Here is a 21,613-nt window from a genome sequence, read left to right as displayed (position 1 = left end):
CAGGACCCAAAAGACCCTAGTACCTACAGAAATGTTTTACGGTCTGAATTTAACCAAAGAAAGTTCATTCCTTCTTGCGAGTCATGATTCTTGAGAAACACCATACTGTTTTCGCGCATAAGTGGAATATAACGAACCATACAGTCGAGGACTCACCTTCATGAGCATCGCAGCTACCGCAAACGTTGGGCGTTTTCTTGTGGTTCTCGCGATCGCTGCGAAGTTCAACCTCTGTCTGAGCTCCTTCATGTACCTCTGCTGCTCGCTACCTTCAAGGAGGCGCAGCGCTGCGTGTCCTGCATTGAGGTAGGTATTGACCCAGCACGTCGAATAACCAGGCTCAACGTCGCCAGAGCCCCGCTGGTTCTTGAGGACATCCCGCAGATAGTCAAGAAACTTGGCTGACTCACCCATTGGCGGCACCGAACTCCAGGTAATCGAATTCTCGTTCACAGTGTAGAGATGAAGCGCGTCATCGATTACACGGACGTTTCGCGCCAATCCGAGAACCTTCGCAGTGTAGCCGGCATCCTCGAGACGGTTAATGATCGGAAACTCTGCCTCAACAACCGCAGATCTACGGAAAATTTTGTCCCACGCATACTGCGAGAACCGATCGATGAGCAACAGATCCTGCGCTTGCTTTCCAGCGTAAATTCCCGGGTCGCCTTTAAGTCGATCTCGCTTTGGCTGCCCATCAAGGCCGACAACGGTGTGCGCGCAAGTGACGATATCAACGTCAGACGAAGCAGCCTCATGCATGCGCTCAAGGAAGGTCGGGCGGTACGCATCATCGGAGTCTAGGAACGCTAGCCATTCTCCACGAGACTCACGAATTCCAACATTGCGCGCGCCAGGAAGAGTCAAGTTCTTCTCGTTCTCGATAAACCTGATTCGTTCATCACCGCACGTACCAAGGTAGTCAAGGATGACGCTTCGGGCGTTATCCGGACTGCAGTCGTTCACAATGATCAGTTCCCAGTCGCTATCCGTCTGGGCTTGCACAGACTCAATCGCACGCACCACCGTAGCCTCGGTGCCGTAAACTGGCATGATAATAGAGGTGCGCGGGGCTGGATTCTGCTGACTCTTTTGCACGACGGCGAGTCTACCGGAGAGCCGCATGCGTGACGCGATGTGCCTTGTGCACCCTCGGCCGTGCCGGCACGCCTACCACCTCCAAGGAGTTCAACCTTGACCGCCCACAACATTGAAGCCGCAACTGTTTTTGCCACCGAGCTCGGACAGTTCGTGACCCAGTCTCCGAGCTCGTTTCACGCTGTGGCAACCGTAAGCGAATCCCTGGTTGACGCGGGGTTCACCGAACTTAGTGAAGGCGAGGATTGGGCCGGCATCGCTCGTGGTAGCCGATACCTCGTGCGTCGCGACGGTTCGGTGATCGCTTTCGATATTCCCTCGGGCGCAACCGAAACGACGCCTCTGCGGATTTTTGGCGCCCACACCGATTCCCCGGCGCTCAAACTCAAACCCAAAAGCTCGATCGCCGCGCACGGTTTCACTCAAGTTGGTGTCGAGGTATACGGCGGGGCGCTGTTCAATTCATTCCTTGATCGCGACCTCAAACTGGCCGGCCGCGTCGTTCTCACGAACGGTGAAGAAGCCCTCGTCCACACGGGACCATACCTTCGAGTTCCGCAACTTGCCGTCCATCTAGATCGGGCGGTGAATCGCGAAGGGCTCAAGCTCGACCCTCAAAAACACCTTCAACCCATCACGGGGCTTGCGGAGGGCGCTGAGCACGACGTGCTGGCCGATCTCGCCGCCACTGCAGGCGTAAACCCACAGGACATCGCTGGATACGACATCGTGACTGTCGATGCCCAGGAGCCGCAACTCATCGGCGCACGCAAGGAGTTCCTCGCGAGCGCACGGCTCGACAATCTCCTTTCGACCTTCGCCGGCATGCGCGCAATGGCTGAGCATAAAAGCCGCGACGACGCGCCGATTGCGCTTTTCGTTGCCAACGATCACGAGGAGGTCGGCTCAGCGAGTCGATCCGGAGCTGCCGGCCCGTTCCTCGAGGACGTTCTCGCCCGGCTTTACGCCGCACTCGGCGCAAATGATGAAGAACGCAGGCGCGCATTCAACCGCTCGATCGTGGTCTCGTCAGATGTCGGACATTCGATCCACCCGAATTACCCCGAACGTCACGACCCGGCCAACCAGCCCGTTGCTGGACGGGGCCCCATCCTGAAAATCAACGCCGACCAGCGCTATGCTACCGACGCTCACGGCGCCGCATTTTGGGCTCGTGCATGCGCCCATGCCGGCATCCAATACCAGGAATTTGTATCCAACAATTCCATGCCGTGCGGCTCGACGATCGGCCCCATCACCGCGACACGTCTCGGCATGACGACGGTCGATGTCGGTGTTCCGATCCTCTCAATGCACTCGTGCCGCGAACTCACAGCGGTCTCAGACCCGTATGATCTGTACCTGGCCGCAAAGGCGGTCCTCTCCCCCGAGGTCCTCTTCACCCCGTGATCTCAAGCGGGCAGCCCCACTCCCTACCGAAACGTGTTCATGTCTAATACCGCAACGTCATCTCCCACGCATCGAGCTGACCTCCCGAAGGAACAGCGAGTCTTTCGAACTGACGTCCACGGGCTCAGAGGGCTCGCGGTCTTCCTCGTTGTGATCTACCACGTTTTCGTGGGGCGCGTTTCCGGCGGAGTTGACGTTTTCCTCTTCATCTCCGCTTACTTCCTCACCGGAACATTCGTGCGCCGTATGGAGACCGGAAAGCCCATCGCTGCCGTTGGGTATTGGGGCAGGACGTTTAAGCGGCTACTTCCACCAACGGTCGTCGTGACCTTCGCAATCTTGGCAGCAACCTACATCTTCTTGCCGCCAAGTTCGTACGTACCGATGCTCAAGGATGCGTTCTTCACTCTCATTCAGGGTGAGAACTGGTGGCTGATCAATCAGGCAACCGATTATTACGCTGCCGACCGCACTGCCGCTAGCCCGTTCCAACACTTCTGGTCGCTCTCCATCCAGGGGCAGGTGTTCCTTGCCTGGCCGCTGCTGTTCGCTCTTTTGGCACTTGTCCTCAAGGCATGGGAGAGGCGTTTCCCGCCAAAGAGCCAGCACCAGCACAACATCCGCGTGTGGGGCACAAGTGGCATCGCGATCGGCGCCATTACTCTCGCAAGTTTCATTTGGTCGGTGATTGAAACTTCCGCGGACCAGCAAACCGCCTACTTTGACACGTTCGCCCGCTTCTGGGAATTCGGCCTCGGCGGGCTCGTGGCAATCGCTCTCCCCCTGATCGCCGAACGCACCGACACGCTCCACCCCAACAGCCCGAAAGGGCGGCCGTGGCGGTTCGCCTTGTCAATGCTGGGCGTTCTCGCGCTCGTCTCGATGGGAATGCTCGTGGACGTCGCCGGGAAATTTCCCGGGTGGCTTGCGATCTGGCCACTCTCGGCAGCAGCATTCATCATGGTGATGGGCTACAACCCCATCCTCAGCTCAAAGCCCCTCCAGAAGCTTGGGGGCATTTCGTACGGGCTCTACCTCGCCCACTGGCCGCTGCTCGTGCTGACGCTACAAGTTCTCGAGATTCCCAAGGCGCCGTTCTGGCTAGGTGTAGTCCTCGTGATCGCGAGCCTCGCGCTCGCGTGGCTCATCACGAAATTCGTGGACACCCCATTCCGACGGTGGAAGTGGGCTGGCGCCAAGACCCACAGGTCGGTCGCGGTCGCGCTGGTGACTGTAGCTATTGGTCTGACCCCCGTAGTCATCGCGCAAAGTGTTCTCGACGCAAAGGCAAAGAAGCTTGAACTTGCCGCCGAGATCAACAACCCCGGTGCAGAGGTACTCAACGACGAAAATCTCTACGACCCTACAAACGACCCTAATGTCACGATTTTGCCAACCGAAGCGGACCTTCCCAATGACTGGTTTGATGCGGGACCGCCCTGTCAAAAAGAGGGGGCACCCGATACCAAAGAATGGAAGGGCGCCTCGTGCAACACTTCGCGTCAAGGTCGAATCACGGGCAACAACATGCTCGTAGTCATGGGAAATTCGCGCATGGAGCAAACTTCCGCCGCAATTCTCCCCACTGCACACAAACACGGCTGGGACGTCATGGAACTTACCGCGCCTGGCTGCGCAGTTGGAATGAATAACCACGACCGGTGTGAGCCGTTCACGACGCAGGCAACGGCTTACCTGCTCTCACTTCACCCTTCGGCGGTTGCCCTTCAAACGACTTACGTTGATGAAAACGGCGATGAAGTCGTCAATCAGGGCGCTCTCGACATCGCGGCGAAATTGCGGGACGCGGGGATCGCGGTTATCGCCACGCGAGACATTCCGCGACTCAAGACCAATCTCTCGTCGTGCGCAATCGAGCACGCGGAAGCCCCGAGCGAAAACTGCGTTGAGGAGATCGATCCCTCGATAATCTCGGACCGGCCTGACGGAGAAGCTATCGCAAACGGTGGGTTTTTCGCTCTCGACCTGAACCAGAGCATCTGCCCCGACGCACAGTGCAAACCGATCATCGGGAACACATACGTGTTCCTTGACGAGCGCCACGTGACCGCCACCTACGCAGCGACAATGGCCGGCATCGTGGATGACCAGCTGTCGAACGAAGGGTTCGCCTGGTAGCTACGCCGCGTTTTCGATCGCGTCGCGCGCCGCATCCGCGCGCTCGACTATCGACTCATCACCGGAGAGGTCCCGCACGCGGCGGGCGTCCTTGGTGAGCTCGTCGATCTGGTAGAGGGCGCTATCGAGCAGCCCCTCGGCGGCACACAGGAGCGCCAGGTCGATGCGCGCATGGATCACCTCGGGGGTGTCGTCCCCATGGACGAGGAGCGCGGGAAGCGACGCGAAGGCGCTCGCGCTTGAAGCGGCGGCCGTCTCGCTCAGGAGTGCGCGCAGGCGCTCGCTCGCACCCTCGCTCATCTCAACGCGGTCGTCAAACATACTGGTCTCCCTGCGTCGTGGACTGAGCGGCCTGCCGCGCCTCGGCGGCTTGCGTCGCGTCCAGTTCGCGGCGCATGTTCTCCATCGTGGCAACGGTCATCGGCGGACGTTCGAGGCCGTCTGTTGTGGGCGCGGTCGGTTCCGACGGCGCCCCGGTCCCATCGACGCTTAGTGTTCCCGAGACGTCCACCCCGAAAATTGTGTGGACGGCTTCGAGGAACTGATGAGCCTGGCCGGTCTTGGCGAGCTCTTGCGCGCGCACCATCGGGGAATGAAGGAACTTGTTGTAGACGCGCCCCAGCGAGCGTTGCACCTGTTCGGCTGCGGCTTCGCCGGAGGTTCGGCGCACCTCGTCCACTTCGAGAACGATCATCTCCTTGACGCTTCGGCGCAGGGCGCTCACGGCGGGGTCGACGGCGCGGATCTGCTGGCGTTCTTCGAATCGTACGACGCCGGTGTCGATCAGTTCGCGTGCGCGCGTGATCTCGCCGTGGCCGCTTTCGCCGGCTCTGATCGATTCGAGCGGGATGACGCGCACGCCCGGGAGTGTTGCCGCTGCGGGCTCGATGTCGCTGTGAAGCGCGAGGTCCAGCATTACGAGGTCTTCGCTCGTCGCCCGCTGTTCAAGGGCGCGGGCGAGCATGGGAGCGTCGATCGAATGCGTGCCGCCGCCGGAGGCGGCAATGACGACGGTGGCCTTTGCGAGTGTCGCTTCGAGATTCTCGGGCGCTACCGGCAGGGCACCGTGCGAATCGGCAAACTGTTCGGCGCGGCCGCTGGGGGAAAACACGTGAAGGCTGCCGACTCCCCTGAGGTGGAGCTCGGCGCTTGCCACGCGGGCCATGGCACCGGTGCCGATCAGGAGAGCGTCGCGCCCCTCGAGCTCGGTCCGAAAGAGGTGCGCGGAGTCGAGGGCGACCGCGACGGAGCTTCGCCCGGCGGCTCCAACCTTGGTTTTCGAGGTGACTTGCTTTGCGGTGCGCAGCGCCCCCTGAAACAGGTCGTTGAGGAGCGTGGTGGTGTGCCCGGCAGCGAGGGCGTTCGTGAAGCTCGCCCGTACTTGGCCGGTGATCTCGGCCTCACCGAGCACCTGGGAGTTCATGCCTGCGGCAACCTCGTACATGTGCCGAGCCGAGATGATGCCGGCATCGACAACGAGCATGCGAGCGACCTCCTCGCGCGGCAGGCCGCTCGTGTGGTGAACGGCGCGGGTGACGAGATCGATGGCGTCGTGGAAGAGGTCAACATCCGCGTAGATTTCAAGCCTGTTGCACGTCGCGAGGCACACCCAGCCGGTGAGGGGCTGTTCGGGGTGGCCCTCGTTAAGGGCGGCAAGCTGTTCATCGAGCTGCACCGATCCGCGGGTGACGCGCTCGAGTCCATCGAGCCCGAGATTGTCGTGGGTCGCTCTCAGGGCAATCAGCATGCACCTAGCCTAAGTCAGCTGGGACGTCTTTCTCATCGACATCGGGCACAATAGAGGCGATGACCACGCTACTTTGCTTCTCTCTCACCGTTCACGTGATGCCATGACAGCTTCGATTTCGCCGCGCGAGAGCGCTCTTGTGCAACGCCTAGCCGGGCGAGGGGCAGCCGTTGCTGATGCGCCGCCAAGTGTGTGGTTCATGCGCCAGGCGGGGCGCTCCCTACCCGAATACCGCAAGGTTCGCGAAGGCATCGGCATGCTCGAGAGCTGCCTCATGCCCGAGCTTGCCGCGGAAATCACACTTCAACCGGTGCGCAGGCACGGTGTCGATGCCGGGATTTTCTTTTCCGACATCATGGTTCCGCTCAAGCTTGCGGGCATCGACGTGAGCATCGAACCCGGTGTTGGGCCCGTGCTCGCCCACCCCGTGCGTTCAAAAGCGGATATTGACAAGCTCCCCTCGGTCGACGACGTCTACCGCACCGCTCTCGAGCCGATTCGTGAGGCCGTGCGCCTTACCGTCGCGGAACTCGGTTCCACCCCTCTGATCGGTTTCTGCGGTGCCCCATTTACGGTCGCGAGCTACATGGTTGAGGGGCGCCCGAGCCGCGACCACCTGCGCACCCGCGCACTGATGAGCGCCGAGCCCGAATTGTGGGGCCGCCTCGCCCAGTGGGTCGCTGATATCTCGGGCGAGTTTCTACGCGCCCAGATCGAAGCTGGTGCGAGCGCTGTCCAGCTTTTCGACTCGTGGGCGGGGTCTCTCTCCGAAGCCACCTACCGCACCCACGTCCTGCCTTTTTCCACGCGTACCTTCACCTACGTCCAGGACCTCGATGTTCCCCGGACCCACTTTGGCGTTGGCACGGGGCACATGCTCACCGCCATCCTCGAGGCAGGTGCGACAACCGTCGGACTCGACCACCGCACCCCCATTCCCACCGCCGTTGAAACCCTCCCGGCGGGCACGGGCCTGCAGGGAAACCTCGACCCGGCCCTCCTGTTCTCCTCGGAAAAAGCCCGCTTCACCGAGGCCGAGCGCATCGTGCGCGAGGGCCGCGCCGCTGCCGGGCACGTCGTCAACCTCGGCCACGGGGTACCCCCTCAAACGGACCCGCATGTCCTCACCGATCTCGTGGCCTTCATCCACGAGCAGTAGGAGTACCTGCAATGCGCACGCTTGACACCGTTGTCGTCGGTGGTGGAGTTTCTGGGCTTATCTACGCGCGTGAACGCGCGATGCGCGGCGACACTGTTGTTCTTCTCGAGGCCAGCGACCACGTTGGTGGAGCCGTGTGGTCGCACACACTCGAGGGAATCGAGGCGAACACGGGGGCGGAGGCCTTCGCTGTCGGCGGCGGGAACATGCTTTCGCTCGTGAAAGACCTCGGGCTCGAAAAGCAGGTCGTGTCCCCGGCGACGGGGTCGAGCTTCATCGTTGGAGACACGCACGCGTACGCCTCCCCGCGCAATGCCGTTCTAGGGATGCCCGCCCGCCCACTCGCCGCGGATGTGCGTGAGGCCCTCGGGTTCTGGGGAGCGCTGCGCGCGTGGTGTGAGCGTTTCGTTCCCGCCTCTCGCGCCTCGGAAGAGTCCGTGACAGTCGCAGAATTCGTCACCGCGCGCTACGGCAGAAAAGTCCTCGAGCGCCTCGTCGCTCCCATCATTCGTGGCGTGCACTCCGCGGACCCGGAGAAACTCGAGCTGCGCGCCGTCATGCCGAAACTTCCCGAAAGGGTGCAGGCGCTCGGGAGCGCGCGCAAAGCGATCGAGGAGATCCTCGAGAAGCGAGGGGTGCGCTCAAGCTCCGGTTCTGCGGTGCATTCGCTCGCGCCGTCGATGGCGGAGCTGCCGAAAGCACTCGCGCGCGACATCGAAGAGCACGGGGGCCAGATCTTCACCCAGACCCCCGCGCTTGGACTGCGTGCGTCGAGCACCGACGGCACCTGGACCGTGACTGCCGGGACCCGAGCGGCAGCTTTCACGCGCGAGTTCAAGGCACGCAGCCTCGTAATCGCCACGGGACCCGAAATCGCGCGACACCTGTTGAGTGCACCCGCACCCACCATTGCGAGCCTCATCCCTCTCGCGTCTGCAACCCCGGTTCGCCTCGCCACGCTCGTGCTCGATAACCCAGAATTGAATGCGAAGCCGCGCGGCAACGGCGTCCTCGTCGCTCCCGCCGCCACCTCGATCCGCGCTAAGGCCCTGACTCACGCGAGCGCCAAGTGGGAGCACATCCACCGGGCCTCGGAGGCCTCGAAACCAGGGCGAAACGTCGTGCGGCTCTCCTACAGCCCGGGCCCCGACGGCACCCTGCCAGGGGCCGAACGGTTCCCCGAGCTCGCCATTCACGATGCGGCCGCGATTTTTGGCCTGCAGGCGTCGGACCTCACCGTTGCTGACTGGGCCCTCACCGACTGGACCGGCACGATGCGCCAATCCGGCCCGGGCCACACAGCCGCCCTCGAGACACTCGCAAACGCTCTCGAGCGCGATACGGGAGCGGGCGCCGCCCTCCCCCACCTCGAGCTGACCGGCGCGTGGCGCGCCGGCAACGGACTTGAGGCCATCACCCGTTTCACACGCGAGCTCGCCTCGCGCTAACAACCAACGCACAAAACTAAGAAAGGACTCACTCATGAGCGAGGACGTCACAGAAGAAATCCGTTTCACCGCCTATTCCGTCTACCGCAAGATCGGCGGGCTGAACGATGAGGGCATCGTGAGCCCCGAACAGGTGCTCGAGGATCTCGAGCGTACCGTCGCCTCACTCGCCGGTGCAGACGTCGAGGTGCTCGGCTTCTACGATGTTTCCGGTTTCCGGGCGGAGGCCGACCTCATGGTGTGGCTCGCCTCCGAGCGCCCCGAGGCACTCCAGGAAGCCCTGCGCCTGTTCGAGAACTCGATCGCCGGCACCTACCTCGAGAAGGAATGGCAGGCGATGGGCGTGCACCGCGGCCACGAATTCTCGCGCAGCCACAAGCCCGCATTCATGGAGGCCGATAAGGAGCGCAAGGACTGGATCACCGTGTACCCGTTCGTGCGCAGCTACGACTGGTACCTCCTTGAGGAAGATGAGCGCCGCGAGATGATGAAAGAGCACGGCATGTACGGCCGCGAATACCCGAACGTGTGGGGCAACACCACCGCAGCCTTTGCGCTCGGCGACTACGAGTGGCTCCTGAGCTTTGAGGCCGACACCCTCCCGGAGCTCGTCGACATGATGCGCCACCTGCGCTACACGAAGGCACGCCTGCACGTGCGCGAAGAGCTCCCCTTCCACACGGGCCACCGCATCGCCGAGCTCGACGAGGTCGTGGAGGTGCTTCTGTGACCGAGGCGGCAGTGACCGAGAACGGCGGCGCCTACACGGCAGTGCTCTTCTCCTCGTTCGGCGGGCCCGAAAAACACGAGGACGTGATCCCGTTCCTGCGCAATGTTACGCGCGGGCGCGGCATCCCCGATGAGCGCCTCGAAGAGGTCGCGACCCACTACCGCGCGCTCGGCGGGAAGAGCCCGATCAACGAGCAAAATCGCGCCCTCATCGCGCGTCTCGAAGCAGAGTTGAAGCGCCGCCGCATCGACCTTCCCGTGTACTGGGGCAACCGCAACTGGGAGCCCTACGTCGCCGATACCGTCCGCGACATGCACAACGATGGTCACACGAAAGTCGTGGGTCTCGTGACGAGCGCGTACTCGAGCTACTCGAGTTGCCACCAGTACCACGAGGATTTCCGCAAAGCCCTCGACGAGACCGGGCTGATGGGGACGCTCGCGATCGATAAGGCCCGCGTGTACTACAACCATCCGGGATTCCTCGAGCCCGTCGTCGACGGCGTGAAGAGCGCCCTGGAGGCGCACCGCGCAAACGGACACGAGCCCGAAGCGATCGAGATCCTCTTCTCGACGCACTCGATTCCGACGACGATGGCGGATGTGTCGGGCCCGAAGAGTTCGTGGGAGAAGGGCTCGGGCGGCTGGTACGTCGCTCAGCACGAAGCAGCGATCGAGTACGTCATGGCCCGCGTGCGTGAGGATCTCGGGGCCGAGCAAACCCCCGAAAACTATCAGCTCGTTTATCAGTCGCGTTCGGGTGCGCCGCACGTGCCGTGGCTCGAGCCGGATATCAACGACGTCATCGACGAGCTCGAAGCTCGCTCCGCTGTCGTTGTCGTGCCGATCGGGTTCGTGACCGATCACGTCGAAGTCGTGTGGGACCTCGACACCGAGGCGAAGGAAACCGCCGAAAACAAGGGCCTCGCCTTTGTGCGAGTGGCGACCTCGGGCAGCGACGACCGCTTTATCGGCGCCCTCGCCGACCTCGTTCAGGAAGCTGTCACGCCCGGCTTTGAACGCCGAGCCGTGATCGACCTTCCCGGAGCGCTCGAGAACGAGAAGCGCACCGGTGACTGCGGACTCGAGTGCTGCCTCGTGCGCACCCCGGAAGGCACGTTCGCATGATGCGGCTCGGCACTCGCGCCTCCGCGCTCGCTCGCACGCAGTCCGCGTGGGTTGCGCGTCAGTTGGTAGCAGGGGGCGAGGGAGATTCCGACGGTTTCCAGCTCGTCAACGTCTCCACTCACGGGGATCGCGACCGCACGAGCCCGCTCACGCGCATCGGCGGCACCGGCGTGTTCGTCTCCGCCGTCCGCGAGGCTCTTCTTGCCGGCGAGGTCGACGTCGTCGTCCATTCGCTCAAGGACCTTCCCACGCTGCCAGCCGACGGGATCCGCCTCGCGGCGGTTCCCGTGCGAGAAAACCCCGCCGATGCTCTCCTCACTCGCGCTGGGGTTGCGAGCCTCGACGCGATCCCTCGGGGCGGCCGCGTGGGCACCGGGAGCCCGCGACGCGCAGCGCAGCTCATGCTCGCGAGGCCCGATCTCGAGGTGGTTCCGATCCGCGGCAACATCGAGACACGTATGGCGTATGCCGAGCGGGGAGAGCTCGATGCGGTTGTTCTCGCCGCGGCGGGCCTGCATAGGCTCGGGTTTGAGGACCGCATCGCCGAATCGTTTGATCCGTGGCAGTTTCTGCCCGCGCCCGCGCAGGGGGCGCTCGCGGTTGAGGTTCGCGAGGATCTCGACCGCGAAAGCGACCTCGCTCGCGCGCTCGACGCGCTCGATCACCGTCCGACCCGGTTCGCGACCATCGCCGAGCGCACTCTCTTGCGCGCGCTCGAGGCGGGGTGCTCTGCGCCGGTCGCCGCATTCGCCGAGGTCACGGACGATAATCGACTCGTTCTCAAGGCCGGGGTATACGGTCGAAACACGCATCTTGTTCGCGAAAGCCGCACGGATACACCGGTGACGGCGGCCTCGGCCGAGGCCGCGGGCAGGGCGCTTGCGGAGGACATGCTCGCCGCTGGCGCCCGAGATCTACTTGCTGAGGAGTGGCTAGCATGACAGCACCCGTTCTTGTGACGCGCCCCGAGGGGCGCGGCGCTGGCCTCGTCGCGGAGCTCAACGCTCGCGGTTTTGAGGCCGTGCATTCTCCGTTCACGGAGTTCTCGTTCGAAACGGACGCCGACCTGCGCGATGCCCTGAGCGACCTTGCCCACGGCGAGTTCGATTGGCTCCTTCTCACGTCGGTCACGACTGTCAAGGCGCTTCGAGCATTGCCCGAATGGTCGGAGCTTCCCGCCGTCCAAGAATTCAAGGCCGCCGCGGTCGGCGAAGCGACGGCAGCTGCCGCGCGCGAAGCGGGCCTCGAGGTCGAGACAATCGCACAAGGAAGCGCCGCCTCTCTCATCGATGTCTTCCCCGTCAATCAGCAGGGTGGGGACGGACTCGCTCAGCGCATCTTCTATCCCGTGAGTTCCGCTGCCGCGCCGCAGCTCGAGCTCGCGCTCCGCATGGCCGGATACGACGTCCAGCGCGAGACCGCCTACCGCCCCAAGACGATCCCGCAACCGCGCGACGTCATCGACAATCTCGCCGCAGGCGGCTTCAGCGCCGTCGTCGCGACGAGCCCCATGATCGTGCGCGCTCTCTCACAGCTCGCGATCCACGAGAGTACGAAACTCGTCGTGATCGGCAAGCCGAGCGAGGAAGCGGCGATCAGCGTGAATCTCCCGGTTGCAGCGGTCGCGAAAGATCCAAGCGATCGCGCGCTCGCTGAAGCCGTTGCCGAAGTACTGGGAAAGGACACCGAGTAATGACCGTGAAGCGCCCCTTCCATCGCCCCCGCCGCCTTCGCGCGAGCGACGCGATGCGCCGCCTTAATCGCGAGACGACCCTGCGCAGCGCCGATTTCATTCTTCCGGCATTCGTGCGCGAGGGTGCGAGCGAGACTCGCCCCATCGCGGCGATGCCCGGCGTGAGGCAGCACTCGCTCGATTCCCTCGTCACGGCCGCCCGCGAAGCCGCCGAGCTCGGTCTTGGCGGCATCATGCTGTTTGGCATCCCCGAGAAGAAGGATGCCGTCGGATCCGGCGCAACCGACCCGAACGGGATCCTGAACGTCGCTATCTCGCGCCTGCGTGACGAGCTCGGCGATTCGCTGCTGGTGATGGCCGATCTGTGCCTCGATGAATTCACGGATCACGGCCACTGCGGAGTCCTCGACCAGGATGGTGGCGTGGACAATGACGCGACGCTCGAGGTCTATCGCGAGATGGCCCTCGCTCAGGCGCGCGCGGGTGCCCACGTTGTTGCCCCCTCGGGCATGATGGATGGCCAGATTGCCGCTATCCGCGACGCGCTCGATTCGGAAGGCTTCACGAACGTCGCGATTTACGCCTACACCGCAAAGTACGCCTCCGCGTTCTACGGGCCGTTCCGCGAAGCCGTCGATTCGTCACTGACGGGCGATCGCAAGACTTACCAGCAGGATCCTGCGAACGGGCGCGAGGCGCTTCGCGAGCTCGAGCTCGACCTGGGCGAAGGCGCCGACATGATCATGGTCAAGCCCGGGCTCCCCTATCTCGACGTGCTTGCTGACGTTGCGGCTGCGAGCCCCGTTCCCGTTGGCACCTACCAGGTTTCTGGCGAGTACGCGATGATCGAGGCGGCGTGCGAGAACGGCTGGCTTGACCGAGATCGCGCAGTGCTCGAATCTCTCCTCGCGTTCAAGCGAGCGGGGGCCGCCCACGTGCTCACCTATTACGCGCCGTACGCGGCGAAGCTCCTCGCCGATCTTCCCCCTCACCTTCGCGAATTCGCCTGATCACCGCTCAAAATAGGAGGTCTTGATGCCCACGAACGCCGAACTCTTCGCCCGCGCGCAGCACGTCATTCCCGGCGGGGTGAATTCGCCCGTGCGCGCCTTCGGGAGCGTGGGCGGCACTCCCCCGTACCTCGTGAGTGGCAACGGTGCGCTCCTCACGGACGCTGAGGGAAACGAATACGTGGACCTCGTGGGCTCGTGGGGGCCCATGATTCTCGGCCATGCCGAGGCGACCGTCGTGAACGCCGTCACTGGAGCCGCGGCGCACTCGCTGAGCTTCGGCGCTCCACACGAGGGCGAGATTCGCCTTGCCGAACTCGTGATTGACCGCGTCCCCGCGGTCGAAAAGCTTCGCATGGTGAACTCGGGAACCGAGGCAACCATGAGCGCACTGCGACTTGCGCGCGGTTTCACGGGGCGCGATCTCATTGTGAAGTTCGCGGGCTGCTACCACGGCCACGTCGATTCGCTGCTCGCGGAGGCAGGTTCGGGCGTTGCCACGTTCTCACTGCCGGGTTCTGCGGGGGTCACGGATCCGACGGCTGCCGAAACTCTCGTGCTTCCCTACGGCGACCGCGAGGCGGTGCGCGAAGCGTTCGCCGAACACGGAGAGAACATCGCCGCGGTGATCACCGAGGGAGCCCCGTGCAACATGGGCGTCATCGACCCGGGCGACTTCAATGCATTCCTCCTCGATGAGGCGCACGCGGCCGATGCGCTCCTCATTGTCGACGAGGTCCTGACCGGCTTTCGCGCGAGCGCGACGGGCGCCCACGGGATCGATGGCGTCGTGCCGGATCTCGTGACCTTCGGCAAGGTCATCGGCGGTGGCATGCCGGTAGGCGCCTTCGGCGGCCGGGCTGACATTATGGAACGCCTCTCCCCCCTCGGCCCCGTCTATCAAGCGGGCACTCTCTCGGGTAACCCCCTCGCAACCGCCGCGGGCATCGCGACGTTGAGCCAGCTCGATGACGCGCTTTACGCGCAGCTCAACGATTCGGCAACAACCCTCATTTCTGCATTCGACGACGCGCTGAGCACAGAAGGCGTGCCGCACTCGATCAACCGCTTCGGCACCCTCTTCTCCGTGTTCTTCACCGATCGCGACGTGCGCTGCTATGAGGACGCAAAGTCCCAGGACACCGATGTCTTCGCTCGGTTCTTCCACGCGATGCTCGCCCAGGGCATCTACATGCCGCCGAGCGCGTTTGAGGCGTATTTCGTCTCTAGGGCCCACACTCCCGATATCCTTGAACGCATCATCGCCGCATTGCCCGCCGCAGCAAAGGCAGCGGCCTCACCGAAGGGATGACCTCATGAGCGAGTCGCAGGACTGGAACGCCCAAGGCTACGGTGCCGACGCGTTCGCGGCTTTCCCGCCGAACCTCGACACCGACGCCGAAGGCGCGGCTTTCCTCGCCCGCCTCGGTCTGCTTGGCGCCCTCGCGGGCGTCCTCGCAGGGCTTGCCGCCTCGCAAATCACGTGGTGGCTTTCGCTCGGACTTTTCGTCGCATGGGTGATTGGCGCGCTCGTTGCGGGATGCATCGCGGGCATCGCCGCAAAGAAACACCGCGCGGGAGTGGGGTACCCAGCAGACGGCGAGGCGTGGCTGCGCACATTCGCGCGCACGTTCATGATCGTCGGCATCGTCCTTGGCGTAGCCACCGTCGGGGTTGCCGTGGCGCTCACGCTCGCGCTGCAACCGGAGACCGAGCCCGCAACGCGAAACTACACCCCAGCGATCCTGCTCGGCATCGTGTCAATCCTCGCGGTCGCGGGAATGCGCTGGATCGCAACCACGCGCCCAACCTGGCTGCTGTACGGCACGAAGAAGTAGCGCGCACCCCTCTTCGCCTTTCGTTTATTACGATTTCACTACGATTTGCTCCAGAAGGACCCCTTCATACCGGAAACGCGCAGCGGTGACCTAGCATAAAGACGTTTCCTATCCCCTAAGCGAGGTCCCGTGTACCCCCTCTCCTCTCTTACCGGCCGACGCATCTCGGCAGCCCTCCTCGCCGCCGGCGTCACCTTCACCCCGCTCGCCGTGCAGGCTTCTCCCTCCGATCCAGCCGACGAACCGACCCTCTCGACGACCGAGGCCCCCACGCCGACCCCCTCGGAACCGGCCTCCTCTGAAACCCCTGTTGAGGAAACCCCGGCCGATCAAACTCCCGGCACGGAGGCTCCCAGCGAAAACAACACCGACGCGCCGCTCGAGGCCCCTACATCCACGGACGATACCCCGGCCCCTGCGCCTCGCGAATCGGCACCCGCACCACGCGACTCCACAACCACCTCCGTGGAGGAATCCACCACCGATGCGCCCGCAGAGAAGCCCGCGCCGAGCATCCAAACGTTCAGCGCGACCCCCGAACGCACGCCACGCTTCGCCATCGTCGGCGCGATGCGCGGCTATTGGGACGAGACCGGAGGCGCGGATTCTTGGATTGGTAACCCCACGTCCAACGAGCAAAAACTCAACGGCGGTGGCTACGTCCAGCACTTCGAGAATGCCGACCTCTACTGGTCCCCGGGCAACGGTGGAGCACACGCCGTCAACCGCGGCGGCGCCTTCGAAACGTTCTGGAAGCGCAGCGGCCATACCCGCGGATGGCTCGGATACCCGTCGACCGATGAGATCCGAGTGCCCGGCGGCGTTACGCAAAAATTCACAGGGGGAACCCTGTACTTCGACTTCGCCACGAAGAATGTGTGGGTAACCAAGGGCGGCATCGGTGGCCACTACGACTCACTGGGTGGGGCGAACAGTTGGCTTGGCCTGCCCACGGGGAACGAAACCAAGACTCGAGGCGGCTATTATCAGCGCTTCCAAAACGGCCACGTGTACTACTCGGGGCGCCCAGGTGCGCATGCCATTTCCCGCAAGGGTGCAATTTTCGGCATTTGGGCCCGGCACGGTTACGAACGTGGTGAACTTGGCTTCCCCACGTCGGAGGAGTACTCGGTACGCGGCGGCCGCGCGCAGAACTTCCAAAACGGCACGATCTATTGGAACTCCCGCAACGGCATCACCGAGGTCACCAAGCATGCCATCCACGCAAACTACGTAAGCCTGGGTGGGCCGAAGAGCGCCTTTGGGTTGCCTCGCACCGGTGAAATCACCCTCAACAATGGAGTCGTTATCCAGTACTTCGAGAACGGGCAGATGTACTGGCATCCGCGCACGGGCGCCTACGGCGTCCATTCGGGCATGCTCAACCAGTACGCCAAGCGCGGCTTTGAGCGGGGCTTCCTCGGTCTTCCCATCTCGAACGAGTACACCTACAAGGGGCAGTTCCGCCAAAACTTCGAGAACGGAGTTCTGTACTGGACGCGTTCGAATGGGACAGGGGTCGTGGGCTGGGAGCCCGCGAATCCCTACTACTTCGGCCCCACGAATAATCCCACGACCTCTCGCGGCGGGCACAACCTCACCAAGGGCTGGAACGGCGTTCGCGTAGCCGCTGTCCAAAAACGCCTCGGGATCTACTCAAATGGCCACAGTGCAACGATGAACGCGAAAACGATCCGAGCCGTCAAGTCTTGGCAGCGCAAGCGAGGTCTGCCCGTAACCGGTGTCGTGGATAAGCGCACGTGGGATTCGCTAGGCACTGGCGTGAGCTGGTACGCGGATGGCTTCACTGTGAAACCCAAGGTAGGAATCACTGCAAGCCGTCAAGAGCGCATCGACACCATGGTGAATTTTGCGCGTTCGCAGGTAGGCTCGCCCTACACTTGGGGCGGTGCCGGCGGCTACAAACTAGGCTACGACTGCTCAGGCATCGCTATCCAGGCAATGAATGCCGCCGGTCTCGAGACGGGGGTAACGCCCGAACAACATGCCGGTGCAAACTGGCTCTCGACGCACTACTTCTACAACTCCAAGAAGTTCCGCAAGGTGCCAATCTCGCAGATTCAGCGCGGCGACTGGATCTTCTACCGAGACTCCGGCGGCACCATCCGTCACATGACGATGTATCTGGGCAATGGTCAGATGCTGCATTCCTGGGGTCCTGGCGTTCACATTCGCTCGTACACCCGGAACCTTCCCGGTCGCAACGCTGACCCGTACGTTCTGAGGCCCTTCTAGTGCAACAGGTGACTCGCCGGGTCGTGTGTGCAACGGCCGCCCTGCTCGTAAGCGCGTGCGCAGCGTGCTCGGGCGGCTCCGCACCCGAACCGGATTCGCGTTCCGAAAGCGCCACGGCAACACAAAGCGCTACGACTATCCCCGAAGAGGGGCGCGTGAGCGAATCCGAAGCGTCGCCGGGTGACGGATACGTGCCCTCAAAAGCTGACCCAGACGGAAAGTTTGACGAGTCACTCTTCACGCCCGAGGCCGCGAGCCTGCCCGGCTCTCGCACACAGGACACCCCTGAAATGTGGGAGACCTACGCGACAGCCGGGGCGCGCAGGTATGAGGAAGATTCCGCAGCCCGCGGTACCTTCCCGGAAGGGGTGCTCGACTTGCACAAAGATCCGACGGGTGATGGCTCGGCATATATGAAGGCCTTCGGCGAGGTCATTTCCGATGTCGAGACGAGCGCCGATCGCGCCGCGGCAAATCCACACGACGCCGAGGCGGCGATCGTTAACCGCTATGAGGGTTCGGTGCTGATCCGCGTCCTCCACGATGAATCCGGTGAGAGCTACGTGGTTGCCCAAAGCACCGATACGCAGCACGTCATCACCTACGCGGCCAAGATCTAATCCCCTCTACTCGCCCCGGATAGCACGTCGGTAAAGGCTCACAAAGTCCTCGCTCGCGGCTGCCCACGAATGCTTTTCGGCTTCGGCCCGTGCCGCCGCTGCGACGCGCAAGCGAAGCTCTTTCCCGCTCGTGCGTGCGAGGGCATCGAGAATCTGCTCAAGCTCATTTTCGTCGCCAAAGAGGAACCCCGTGTCGCCATCAACAATTTGCTCCATCGTCGGGCCTGAGCGTGCGGCGAGCGGCGGCAGGCCCGAGGCCATCGCCTCCAGTAGCACGAGGCCAAGCGTCTCGGTCACGGAGGGGAATATGAACAGGTCGTGCTCGCGGTAGGTCTGCGCGAGCTTCTCGCCGCGGAGAACTCCTGCGAAACGCGTGCGGGTCCCGCGAAAGTCGCGTTCGAGGTTGGCGCGCTGTGGCCCATCGCCCACGAGCGTGAGCTCTAGATCATCGCGGCGGTGCATGAGGGGCACGAGTCGGGTGAGGTCTTTTTCGGCCGCAAGCCGCCCGACGAAAAGCAGCCGCAACCTGGAATCTTGGTTGTCGCAAGGCAAAGCGGCCGTCGGGCTATCACCGGGGTGGAAGAGGCGCGTGTCCACTGCCCTGCGCACGACGTGCACGTGCTCGAGCCCGAGTGCACGAGCCTCGCTGCGCATGGCCTCGCTCGTGACGGCATTGATCTGGGCATCGCGGTGCATGCGGCGGGTTGCGCGCGCGATGAGTGGTGCGCTCCACGCCCATGCGCGGTAGCGCGAAAGATAGGCGGGAAGATTCGTGTGGTAGCTCGCGACGAGAGGAATGCGGTGTCGGCGGGCGGCGCGAACGGCCGCGCGTCCCAGCAGGATCGGCTGAGCGGCGTGAATGACGTCGGGGCGAAACTCCCGCACCACTCGCTCGGTCATGCGGTGCACCGAGGGTGTGGGGAGCGACCAGGGCCGACTCGGGTAAAAGGGCACGCGCACGGTTGAGGCGCCGTGAATGGGGGCGCCAGGGCTCCGGCGTGAGTTCTTGGGGTCCGACGCTGCCTCGTATTCGTCGATGCCGAGCCCCGGCGCGATGATCTCCACCTCGTGCCCCTCGCTAAGGAGATGATCGACGAGGTGGCTCAGGCGCGTGACGACCCCGTCGACGCTCGGCACGAACGTCTCGGTCACGAGGAGCACGCGCATCCGGCCGCGGGCGGCGGAGTCTGCTAGCGCCACGTCACGCTCGGGAGGATCAGCTCGTTCCTCACACGCCCCGCATGTGTGCGGGCCACCTCGAGAATCTCGGCGAGCACACCCTCCGTAAGAAGGTGCGGCTCAAGGCCGAGGTCAATGAGGCGAGTGTTGACCGCGTTGTAGTAGTGGTTGTACTTCTCGACGCGCGGGTTCTCGACGTGATTGATCTGAGCATCGATCCCGAGCGTCGAGGCTGCTGCGACGACTTTGACGGCGAGTTCCTCGACGCTAAAGGACTCGGTGAACTGGTTGAACACGCGGAACTCTCCAGGCTGCGCGGGGTTCGTGCACGCGAGTTCGATGCACCGCACGGTGTCCTCGATATTGAGGTACGCACGTGTTTGGGAGCCTTCCCCGTACACCGTGAGGGGGTGGCCGACGGCGGCCTGAATGAGGAAGCGATTGAGCGCCGTGCCGTACACCGCGTCATAGTCAAAGCGATTTACGAGGCGGGGGTCCATGCGGGTCTCATTCGTGTGGAGCCCGTAGACGATGCCCTGGTTGAGGTCGGTTGCGGCGATATTCCAGATCTTGCACGCGAACATGATGTTGTCGCTGTCGTGCACCTTGGAGAGGTGGTAGAAGCTGCCCGGCTGTTTCGGGAACGGCAGTCGGTCAGTGCGGCCGCGATGCTCGATCTCGATGAAACCTTCCTCGATGTCAATGTTGGGCTGGCCGTATTCGCCCATCGTCCCGAGCTTCACGAGGTGGCATTCGGAGGCGTAGTCGCGGATCGCCCAGAGCACGTTGAGCGTCCCCTCGACGTTCGTACGCTGCGTGTAAATGGCATGCTCGCGGTCGATCATCGAGTACGGGGCGCTTCGTTGTTCGGCGAAGTGCACGAAGGCCTCGGGTTGCACCTCGGTCACGATTGCGCTCAGAAAGTCGTAGTCGCTAAGATCGCCGATCCGAACGTCGATACGTGCGCCCGAGACTTCCTCCCATGCGGCAACGCGCTGCTCGAGAGGGAGAATCGGGGTCACTGAGTTCGAGCCGAGTTCGTCATCGATGTCGCGACGCACAAGGGAGTCAATAATCGTGACCTCGTGCCCCTGCTTCGAGAGGTACAGCGCCGTAGGCCAGCCGCAAAAACCGTCACCGCCCGCGACAATAATGCGGAGCCCTCGGTCCCTAGCCTCGTTGATGGCCTGCTGCATTGCTCGTCCTCTCGCCTCGTGTCGTCACTCCACAATAGTGACCTAATGAACACTATTGCTGTTCAGGAACGAGCTCGCGCCGCGCGAACGAGGGTGTCGTTGAGAGCGGGCCACACGCCGGCGTGCTCCTCGCCAAACGGCTTCGACGACAAAAATGCCGCGCTGAGCCCACCCGGGATCGCTTCCGGGTCAACCCAGAGGAACGACCCCGACTGCCCGAAGTGCCCGAACGTGCGGGCCGAGTTGAGCGCGCCCGTCCAGTGCGGCTCCTTCTTCCCCTTGATCTCCACACCCAGACCCCAGTCATTCGGGCTTTGACGGCCGTAACCGGGAAGCACACCGGAAAGGCCCGGGAAATGGGGGCGATGCGCTGATTCAGCGAGCTCGGAAGAAATGAGCGTGGGAGTCAAGAACTCCCGGCCAAGTACAAGAAGATCCTCGATGCTTGCGCGGTAATCCTTGGCGGGCGAGCCGGCTACCTCGACGGTCTCCATCCCGAGCGGCTCCGTCACGCTCTCGCGCACCCACCGGTCAAAGTCCGTTTCGACGGCGCGCGCGACGACGCGCCCGAGCTGCTCGATGCCCGCATTCGTGTACATGCGGCGCTTTCCCGGCGCGGCAAGGAACTCCCCGCCCTCGAACGCGTAACCGGCGGCGTGGGCGAGCAGGTGTTCGACAGTGCAGCCCTGCGGAGTCTCTTCACCTGCAGCGTCATCAAGGGCAAGGGCTCCGCGATCGATTGCGACGAGCGCGGCGTACGTCGCGATCAGCTTCGAGACACTCGCGAGCGGGAACACTCGGTCAAGATCCCCGTACGCGGTGATTAAGCGACCGTCGGAACTGATGAGGCCAACGGCCGAATCAAAACTCAAGGACGAAAGAAGCGGCTCAAGAGACTCCGGATCAACGTGGGCGGGATTCGCGTGCACATCACTCATGCACCAATCCTCCACCACATCATTA

General features: G+C 63.3%; 19 protein-coding genes. 13 read left to right on the top strand and 6 right to left on the bottom strand.

The window, feature by feature from the left end; all coding sequences use genetic code 11:
* Window positions 1–81: 81 nt before the first annotated feature.
* Window positions 82–1,098, bottom strand: coding sequence for a glycosyltransferase family 2 protein (locus E6X30_RS09400; RefSeq protein ID WP_168161666.1), 1,017 nt, complete (start codon window positions 1,096–1,098; stop codon window positions 82–84).
* Between the two features lie 96 nt (window positions 1,099–1,194).
* Here E6X30_RS09400 and E6X30_RS09395 point away from each other — a divergent pair, with 96 nt between their 5' ends.
* Together E6X30_RS09395 and E6X30_RS09390 are read left to right on the top strand one after the other, a co-directional pair.
* The gene (locus E6X30_RS09395; protein ID WP_016663321.1) at window positions 1,195–2,508 is read left to right on the top strand and encodes a M18 family aminopeptidase; all 1,314 of its coding nucleotides are present in this window, start codon (window positions 1,195–1,197) and stop codon (window positions 2,506–2,508) included.
* A 39-nt stretch (window positions 2,509–2,547) separates the two neighbouring features.
* Window positions 2,548–4,647 carry an acyltransferase family protein gene (locus E6X30_RS09390; protein WP_016663322.1) on the top strand — a complete coding sequence of 700 codons (2,100 nt, stop codon included), beginning with the start codon at window positions 2,548–2,550 and terminating at the stop codon, window positions 4,645–4,647.
* On the opposite strand, the gene E6X30_RS09385 is transcribed toward E6X30_RS09390, so the two are convergent.
* Window positions 4,648–4,968, bottom strand: a complete 321-nt coding sequence (locus tag E6X30_RS09385) for a hypothetical protein (RefSeq protein ID WP_016663323.1) — start codon at window positions 4,966–4,968, stop codon at window positions 4,648–4,650. It abuts the gene before it with no gap.
* Window positions 4,961–6,394: a glutamyl-tRNA reductase gene (locus tag E6X30_RS09380; RefSeq protein ID WP_016663324.1), complete on the bottom strand. Its 1,434-nt coding sequence runs from the start codon at window positions 6,392–6,394 to the stop codon at window positions 4,961–4,963. The genes E6X30_RS09385 and E6X30_RS09380 overlap by 8 nt, the downstream gene beginning before the upstream one ends.
* A 103-nt stretch (window positions 6,395–6,497) precedes the next feature.
* Between E6X30_RS09380 and hemE the strand changes: the two genes are divergently transcribed.
* The 11 genes from hemE (at window position 6,498) to E6X30_RS09325 (ending at window position 18,275) form a co-directional block, all read left to right on the top strand.
* Window positions 6,498–7,553 (top strand): uroporphyrinogen decarboxylase, encoded by a 1,056-nt coding sequence (gene hemE, locus E6X30_RS09375; protein WP_016663325.1) that lies wholly within the window; start codon window positions 6,498–6,500, stop codon window positions 7,551–7,553.
* Window positions 7,554–7,564: 11 nt separating this feature from the next.
* Complete coding sequence (hemG, locus tag E6X30_RS09370; protein ID WP_016663326.1) at window positions 7,565–9,001, top strand: protoporphyrinogen oxidase; 1,437 nt, start codon at window positions 7,565–7,567, stop codon at window positions 8,999–9,001.
* Window positions 9,002–9,035: 34 nt separating this feature from the next.
* Window positions 9,036–9,731 (top strand): hydrogen peroxide-dependent heme synthase, encoded by a 696-nt coding sequence (hemQ, locus tag E6X30_RS09365; protein WP_016663327.1) that lies wholly within the window; start codon window positions 9,036–9,038, stop codon window positions 9,729–9,731.
* A complete protein-coding gene (locus E6X30_RS09360) occupies window positions 9,728–10,858 on the top strand; it encodes a ferrochelatase (RefSeq protein ID WP_016663328.1) in 1,131 nt (376 codons plus the stop codon). Before hemQ ends, E6X30_RS09360 begins: the two co-directional genes overlap by 4 nt.
* Entirely contained in the window at window positions 10,855–11,799 is a 945-nt protein-coding gene (gene hemC, locus E6X30_RS09355) for a hydroxymethylbilane synthase (protein ID WP_016663329.1), read from the top strand. The genes E6X30_RS09360 and hemC overlap by 4 nt, the downstream gene beginning before the upstream one ends.
* Window positions 11,796–12,551, top strand: a complete 756-nt coding sequence (locus tag E6X30_RS09350; protein WP_016663330.1) for a uroporphyrinogen-III synthase — start codon at window positions 11,796–11,798, stop codon at window positions 12,549–12,551. The genes hemC and E6X30_RS09350 overlap by 4 nt, the downstream gene beginning before the upstream one ends.
* Complete coding sequence (gene hemB, locus E6X30_RS09345; protein ID WP_016663331.1) at window positions 12,551–13,561, top strand: porphobilinogen synthase; 1,011 nt, start codon at window positions 12,551–12,553, stop codon at window positions 13,559–13,561. The genes E6X30_RS09350 and hemB overlap by 1 nt, the downstream gene beginning before the upstream one ends.
* A 25-nt stretch (window positions 13,562–13,586) precedes the next feature.
* Window positions 13,587–14,873, top strand: coding sequence for a glutamate-1-semialdehyde 2,1-aminomutase (gene hemL / locus E6X30_RS09340; protein WP_016663332.1), 1,287 nt, complete (start codon window positions 13,587–13,589; stop codon window positions 14,871–14,873).
* Window positions 14,874–14,877: 4 nt separating this feature from the next.
* Window positions 14,878–15,399 (top strand): hypothetical protein, encoded by a 522-nt coding sequence (locus tag E6X30_RS09335; protein WP_016663333.1) that lies wholly within the window; start codon window positions 14,878–14,880, stop codon window positions 15,397–15,399.
* Between the two features lie 129 nt (window positions 15,400–15,528).
* Window positions 15,529–17,655 (top strand): NlpC/P60 family protein, encoded by a 2,127-nt coding sequence (locus E6X30_RS09330; protein ID WP_016663334.1) that lies wholly within the window; start codon window positions 15,529–15,531, stop codon window positions 17,653–17,655.
* Window positions 17,655–18,275 (top strand): hypothetical protein, encoded by a 621-nt coding sequence (locus E6X30_RS09325; RefSeq protein WP_016663335.1) that lies wholly within the window; start codon window positions 17,655–17,657, stop codon window positions 18,273–18,275. The genes E6X30_RS09330 and E6X30_RS09325 overlap by 1 nt, the downstream gene beginning before the upstream one ends.
* Before the next feature lie 6 nt (window positions 18,276–18,281).
* On the opposite strand, the gene E6X30_RS09320 is transcribed toward E6X30_RS09325, so the two are convergent.
* The 3 genes from E6X30_RS09320 to E6X30_RS09310 form a co-directional block, all read right to left on the bottom strand.
* On the bottom strand, window positions 18,282–19,475 hold the full coding sequence (locus E6X30_RS09320; RefSeq protein ID WP_016663336.1) for a glycosyltransferase: 1,194 nt from the start codon (window positions 19,473–19,475) through the stop codon (window positions 18,282–18,284).
* Complete coding sequence (locus E6X30_RS09315) at window positions 19,466–20,650, bottom strand: NAD-dependent epimerase/dehydratase family protein (protein WP_016663337.1); 1,185 nt, start codon at window positions 20,648–20,650, stop codon at window positions 19,466–19,468. The genes E6X30_RS09320 and E6X30_RS09315 overlap by 10 nt, the downstream gene beginning before the upstream one ends.
* 62 nt (window positions 20,651–20,712) lie before the next feature.
* Complete coding sequence (locus E6X30_RS09310; protein ID WP_016663338.1) at window positions 20,713–21,588, bottom strand: serine hydrolase; 876 nt, start codon at window positions 21,586–21,588, stop codon at window positions 20,713–20,715.
* Window positions 21,589–21,613 lie beyond the last annotated feature (25 nt).

Origin of the sequence: Dermabacter sp. (assembly GCF_032550575.1) — a bacterium.
GTDB classification, from domain to species: Bacteria; Actinomycetota; Actinomycetes; order Actinomycetales; family Dermabacteraceae; genus Dermabacter; species Dermabacter hominis.
The sequence above is the reverse complement of the archived record's forward strand: the minus strand, read 5'-3'. Positions and strand labels throughout refer to the sequence as shown.